The sequence below is a fragment of the Microbacterium sp. genome (assembly GCF_039812165.1).
GTDB lineage: Bacteria > Actinomycetota > Actinomycetes > Actinomycetales > Microbacteriaceae > Microbacterium.
In genome coordinates, this window is sequence record NZ_JBDIAB010000194.1 from 1 (window position 1) to 5,272 (window position 5,272).

5 protein-coding genes and 1 pseudogene are annotated in these 5,272 nt (G+C 70.8%); 4 read left to right on the forward strand and 2 right to left on the reverse strand.

The genetic code is table 11. The features are described from left to right. Positions 1-323 (forward strand): annotated as a pseudogene (locus WML84_RS12545) (transcriptional regulator); the annotation flags it as partial. A 23-nt stretch (positions 324-346) separates the two neighbouring features. Here WML84_RS12545 and WML84_RS12550 read toward each other — a convergent pair. Further along, positions 347-1,018, reverse strand: coding sequence for a family 16 glycoside hydrolase (locus WML84_RS12550; RefSeq protein WP_347346479.1), 672 nt, complete (start codon positions 1,016-1,018; stop codon positions 347-349). A 117-nt stretch (positions 1,019-1,135) separates the two neighbouring features. Here WML84_RS12550 and WML84_RS12555 point away from each other — a divergent pair, with 117 nt between their 5' ends. From WML84_RS12555 to WML84_RS12565, 3 genes are all read left to right on the forward strand, one after another. Next, positions 1,136-1,525, forward strand: coding sequence for a MarR family winged helix-turn-helix transcriptional regulator (locus WML84_RS12555; protein ID WP_347346480.1), 390 nt, complete (start codon positions 1,136-1,138; stop codon positions 1,523-1,525). 145 nt (positions 1,526-1,670) lie between these two features. Next, the gene (locus WML84_RS12560) at positions 1,671-2,525 is read left to right on the forward strand and encodes a helix-turn-helix transcriptional regulator (RefSeq protein ID WP_347346481.1); all 855 of its coding nucleotides are present in this window, start codon (positions 1,671-1,673) and stop codon (positions 2,523-2,525) included. 147 nt (positions 2,526-2,672) lie between these two features. Beyond that, the gene (locus WML84_RS12565; RefSeq protein WP_347346482.1) at positions 2,673-3,881 is read left to right on the forward strand and encodes an MFS transporter; all 1,209 of its coding nucleotides are present in this window, start codon (positions 2,673-2,675) and stop codon (positions 3,879-3,881) included. Here WML84_RS12565 and WML84_RS12570 read toward each other — a convergent pair. After that, positions 3,878-5,272: DUF3516 domain-containing protein (locus WML84_RS12570; RefSeq protein ID WP_347346483.1), on the reverse strand; the 1,395-nt coding region annotated here is incomplete at its 5' end. The genes WML84_RS12565 and WML84_RS12570 overlap by 4 nt on opposite strands.

Genomic DNA, 5,272 nt, shown 5'->3' on the forward strand with positions numbered 1-5,272 from the left:
ACCCCCACAACAAGGAGCTCCACGATCTGATCGGCGAGCTCAGCACCCGCAGCACCGAGTTCCGGCGCCTCTGGGGCGCACATGACGTCCGCCACCACGGCACCGGCTTCAAGACGTTCCACCACTCGGTCGTCGGCGAGCTGACACTCGCCTACGAGGGCATGGGCCTGGAGGCCGCGCCGGGGCTCACCCTGACGATCTACTCTGCAGAGCCCGGCTCCCCCTCCGCGGAGCGCATGCGCCTGCTCGCCTCTTGGGCCGCCAGCGAACACGGCGAGACCGCGACGCCGGACTCCGTGAGGCAGGAGCCTGCCGCACCGTGATTTCTCGCCGACGAAAGTCGTGCCTAGCCGTGTTCGACGACCAGGCGGGAGAAGCAGGCGTCGGTGCCGATGTCGACCCAGAGCCCGATTGCGCCGCTCGCGCACACCGGCTTCGCCTCGACCTCGAGCACCGGGATGCCGTTGACGAATGCAGACACACGGATGCCGTCGACCTCGACCCGCAGACGGTTCCACTCGCCCGGCCCGATGTCGGCGCCCGCCTCGTAGCGACCGTTGGGATACTCGTCGCGGAGGCGGTCGAACTTCCAGTCCGGGAACGCGTAGTACTGGAGCGCTCGCGCGTCCCGCGGCGGGGCCGGGCTCTCCTTGAGTCCGTTGAGGGGACGGAGATAGACGGACTCGAACCGGTCGCCGTCGTCGGTCACGTGGAAGACGATCCCCGCGAAGCCGAGCGCGTAGTCGGGCGCGTCGGGCCGGAGTCTGCTGAACACGTCGACCTCGATCGCTCCGGTCTCGAACCGCACCGGCAACAGCACGAAGGTGGGCATGTCGATGTAGTCCACGCCGGGCACCCCGTCGCGCGTGACCGCCTCGGTGAGCTGGACCCGCAGCCCCATCCGTCCCGCGACCTCTGCCGGCGCGGCGGTCACCGAGCGGAGGACCGCGCCGTCCGGAAGATCGTCGAGCGGGAACGTCATCGTGCCACCGGGGCCGGGAGCGGGGGCATTCGGCATCGCATCCACCTCTAATAGTTTCCATGTAAACGACTTCCATGGAAGCATAGCCTCGTGAACGCGGCTGCGGGGCGATACTTCGACACTCTGGTGCTCCACGAGACTCGACTGTGGTCGATGGTCGAACGCCGCCTCCGGGCGACGGAGGGCGCCGTCTCGCTGGGACGTTTCGAGGTGCTGCGCACCGTCGGCGGCGCCGACGGCGCCGCGCGAGTCCAGGACGTCGCCGCAGCCCTGCTCATCACCGTCGGAGCGGCGAGCCGGATCGTGGAGCGCCTCGTCGCCGACGGGCTGATCGAGCGAGCGCCGCACGAGACCGACCGGCGCAGCCACCACCTGCGTCTCAGCCCGGCCGGCAGACGCGCATCGGATGCCACGACCACCGCCTTCGACGCGGCGCTCGCCGACGCCTTCCGGGGGCTCGACGACGATCGGCTGGCTGCGCTCCACGAGCTGCTGCGCGAGGCGGACGACGCTCTCGCGCACCTCGGCGACGCGGACTCATAGCGCCGACCCGATCGGCGGCGCACCCGGCATCCCCCGTCGTGAGCGGACACCTCTGTGAGGGGTCCGAACCGACCCTCCCTCGCAACGGCGTTCCGTACTTACATGGAGGTGTCGCTGCACGGCGACGGTGCGCGAGGAGGATGAGATGAGCGAGATCCGCGAGTTCCTGATCTCACGACGTGCGAACGTCACGCCCGCACAGGTCGACCTGCCCGCGGGCGGCAACCGTCGCGTGCCGGGGCTGCGGCGCGAAGAGGTCGCGGTGCTCGCCGGCGTCAGCACCGACTACTACACGAAGCTCGAACGCGGCAAGATCACCGGCGCCTCCGAGAGCATCCTCAACGCCGTCGCGCGAGCGCTCCAGCTCGACGACGTCGAGCGCGCCCACCTGTTCGATCTCGCGCGGCCCGCCGTCCGGCCCGTTCGACGGACGACGGGCACGTTGCGCGAGTCGCTGCGACGGATGCTGGACAGCATGGCCACGCCGGCGATCGCCTACGACGCCGCGCAGGACATCGTCGGGGCGAACCTCCTCGGCCGGGCGATGTACGCGCAGCTCCTCGAATCCGACCGGCCGAACCTCTCTCGGTTCGCCTTCCTCGACCCTCGATCCCAGGAGTTCTACGACGACTGGCCCGAGGCGTGCAGCCTCAACGCCGCGATGCTCCGCTTCGAGGTCGGCCGCGATCCGCTCAATCCCGCGCTGACCGCCCTCGTCGGCGAGCTGTCCACGCTCAGCCCGGTCTTCCGGCGGCACTGGGCCGACCAGCACGTGCACGAGCACCGCACCGGCGACAAGATCTTCCACCACCCCGAGGTCGGGCCGCTCGCGATCACCTACGACGTGCTCGACGTGCCCGGTGAGCCGGGCCTGTCGATCACGAGTTACACCGCGGCATCGGACAGCCCGACGGCGGAGAGGTTCGCGCTGCTGGCGAGCTGGGCCGCCACCCAGGGGTACGCGAGCCGGCCCGTTCCCGACCCGACCCGCGCCACGTAGACCCGCACGCCCCCTCACCGGCGGCGTTCGCGCTGCCCACCGTCCGGGCCACCGAAGGGGCATCGGCGGTACCCCTCACGAGCGAGTCTCCCTCGTCGAGACGAATCGTGATGACCTCGATGACGATCCCGAACGGAAGCACACCGCATGACACAGCACAAGGCCGACACTCCCGAGACCGAACAGCGCGAGCGCGCGCACTGGGGCGCGGTGTTCGCCATGTCGGTGTGCGTCTTCGCGCTCATCGCCTCGGAGTTCATGCCCGTGAGCCTCCTGACCCCGATCGCCGCCGACCTCGGCGTCACCGAGGGGATGGCGGGGCAGGGCATCGCGATCTCCGGCGCGTTCGCGGTGCTCACGAGCCTGTCGATCTCGTCGCTCGCCGGCAGCATGGACCGCAAGACCGTGCTGCTCGGAATGACCGGCATCATGGCCCTCTCCGGAGCGCTGGTCGGGATGGCTCCGAACTACCTCGTCTACATGATCGGGCGGGCGCTCATCGGCATCGTCGTGGGCGGGTTCTGGTCGCTGTCCGCGGCGACCGCGATCCGACTGGTCCCGGCGCGCGACGTGCCGCGCGCCCTGGCGATCTTCAACGGCGGCAACGCCCTGGCATCCGTGCTCGCCGCCCCGCTCGGCAGCTACCTGGGCTCGATCGTCGGCTGGCGCGGCGCGTTCTACGCCCTGGTGCCGATCGCGGCGATCGCACTGGTCTGGCAGTGGATCACCCTGCCGTCCATGCCGGCTCCCGAGCGCGCCGCGGGTTCACGCACCGTGTTCCACGTCTTCACGGCACTGAAGCGGCGACCGATCGCGCTCGGCATGGCCGCGTGCGGCCTGTTCTTCATGGGGCAGTTCGTGTCGTTCACCTACGTGCGGCCGTTCCTGGAGACGGTGCCGAAGGTCGACGAGGCGACGCTCTCGCTCGTGCTGCTCGTCATCGGCGCGGCGGGCCTCGTCGGCACGGCCCTCATCGGCGGGTTCATCGCGCGCGGCCTGTACCGCACGCTCGTCGTCATCCCGATCCTCATGGCGGCCATCGCGGTCGCGCTGATCCCGTTCGGACCATGGATCGTGCCCGTCTTCGTGCTGCTCGGCCTGTGGGGACTGCTCTCGACGTCAGCGCCGGTCGGCTGGTGGAGCTGGGTCGCGCGAGCGATGCCCGACGACGCCGAAGCCGGCGGCGGGCTGATGGTCGCGATCATCCAGCTCTCGATCGCACTGGGATCGACGCTCGGCGGCGTGCTGTTCGACCTGGCCGGCCACCGCGGCACGTTCCTCGCCAGTGCCGCCGTGCTGCTGGTCGGCGCCCTCGTGACGGTCCTGACCGCGCGCGCGGCGGCATCCCGGCCCTAGAGACGCAGCACCTCGGTGATGCGCACGACGGCGGAGCCGGCCTCGACGGATGCCGCGAGGTCGACCTCACCGCGAATGCGCCAGTCGTGGTCGCCGGCCGGGTCGTCGATCGTCTGCTCGACGCGCCACACGCCCGCACCCGCGGCATCCGCCGGCGACTCGTCGATGTCGACGAGCCGCGGCGAGCGCGCCGGGCCGCCGGTGAGGATCTCGTCGTGCTCCTCGAAGTACGCGTCGAGCGCCACCGGCCAGTCGACGTCGGGGTCGAGGGCCACGAGCTCGTCGTCGCGCTGGAGGGCGGCGAGCTGCACGCGCCGGAACAGCTCGTTGCGCACGAGCACGAGGAACGCGCGCCGATTCGTGAGCACTGACGGCGGAGCCGGCGGCACCACGGGTTCATCGGCCGTCGCGACCGGGTTGATCAGGCTCTCCCACTCGTCCACGAGGCTCGAGTCGACCTGCCGGACGAGCTCGCCGAGCCACTCCACGACGTCGAGCAGCTCCGTGGTCTGCGCCTCGGCCGGCACGGTCTGCCGGATCGCGCGGTACGCGTCGCTCAGGTAGCGGAGCACCAGCCCCTCGCTGCGTGCGAGCTGGTAGAACGAGATCAGCTCGGCGAACGAGAGCGCGCGCTCGAACATGTCGCGCACGACCGACTTCGGCGACAGCGCGAAGTCGCGCACCCACGGCTGGCTCGACGCGAACACCTCGAACGACTGCGCGAGGAGCTCCGCGAGGGGCTGCGGGTACGTCACGCCCTCGAGCGCGTCCATCCGCTCGTCGTAGTCGAGCCCCTCGCGCTTCATGGCGGCGACCGCCTCGCCGCGGGCGAGGAACTGCTGCTGCGACAGGACCGGCCGCGGATCGTCGAGCGTCGCCTCGATGACGCTCACGACGTCGAGCGCGTAGTGCCCCGTGCCCGCCGCCCCGGGCCGGTCGTCGGGGTCGAGCAGCCCGATCGCCGCGAGCGCGAACGGCGAGAGCGGCTGGTTGAGCGCGAAGTTCGGCTGCAGGTCGACCGTGAGCCGCACCGTCGTCGCGGCGCCCGCCGCATCCACCCCCTCTGTCTCGACGAACGTCGCAGAGTCGCGCGAACTTCGCAGGATCTCGGCGGAATCCTGCGGAGTTCGTTCGGTTCTGCGAAGTTCGTGAGCGAGAGCAGGGGATGCCGGCCCCGCCGCAGGCTCGGCCACGACCTCGACCACACCCGCGGCCTTGAGCGTGCGGTAGATCTCCAGCGCCCGTCGGGCGAGCGCGTATCGCCGCGCCGGCGGCTCGTGGTTGTCGAACACGAGCGAGCGCACGTGCGCGAAGGCATCCCCGCCCCGCGCGATGACGTTGATGAGCATCGCCGCGGTGAGCTGCAGCTGCGGCTCGAGCGGCTCGGGCTC

Excerpts from the sequence above, each read along its gene's own strand:
- WML84_RS12560 (WP_347346481.1), top strand. The coding sequence starts at position 1,671 with ATGAGCGAGATCCGCGAGTTCCTGATCTCACGACGTGCGAACGTCACG.
- WML84_RS12555 (WP_347346480.1), top strand. The coding sequence starts at position 1,136 with ATGGTCGAACGCCGCCTCCGGGCGACGGAGGGCGCCGTCTCGCTGGGA.
- WML84_RS12550 (WP_347346479.1), bottom strand. The coding sequence starts at position 1,018 with ATGCCGAATGCCCCCGCTCCCGGCCCCGGTGGCACGATGACGTTCCCG.
- WML84_RS12565 (WP_347346482.1), top strand. The coding sequence starts at position 2,673 with ATGACACAGCACAAGGCCGACACTCCCGAGACCGAACAGCGCGAGCGC.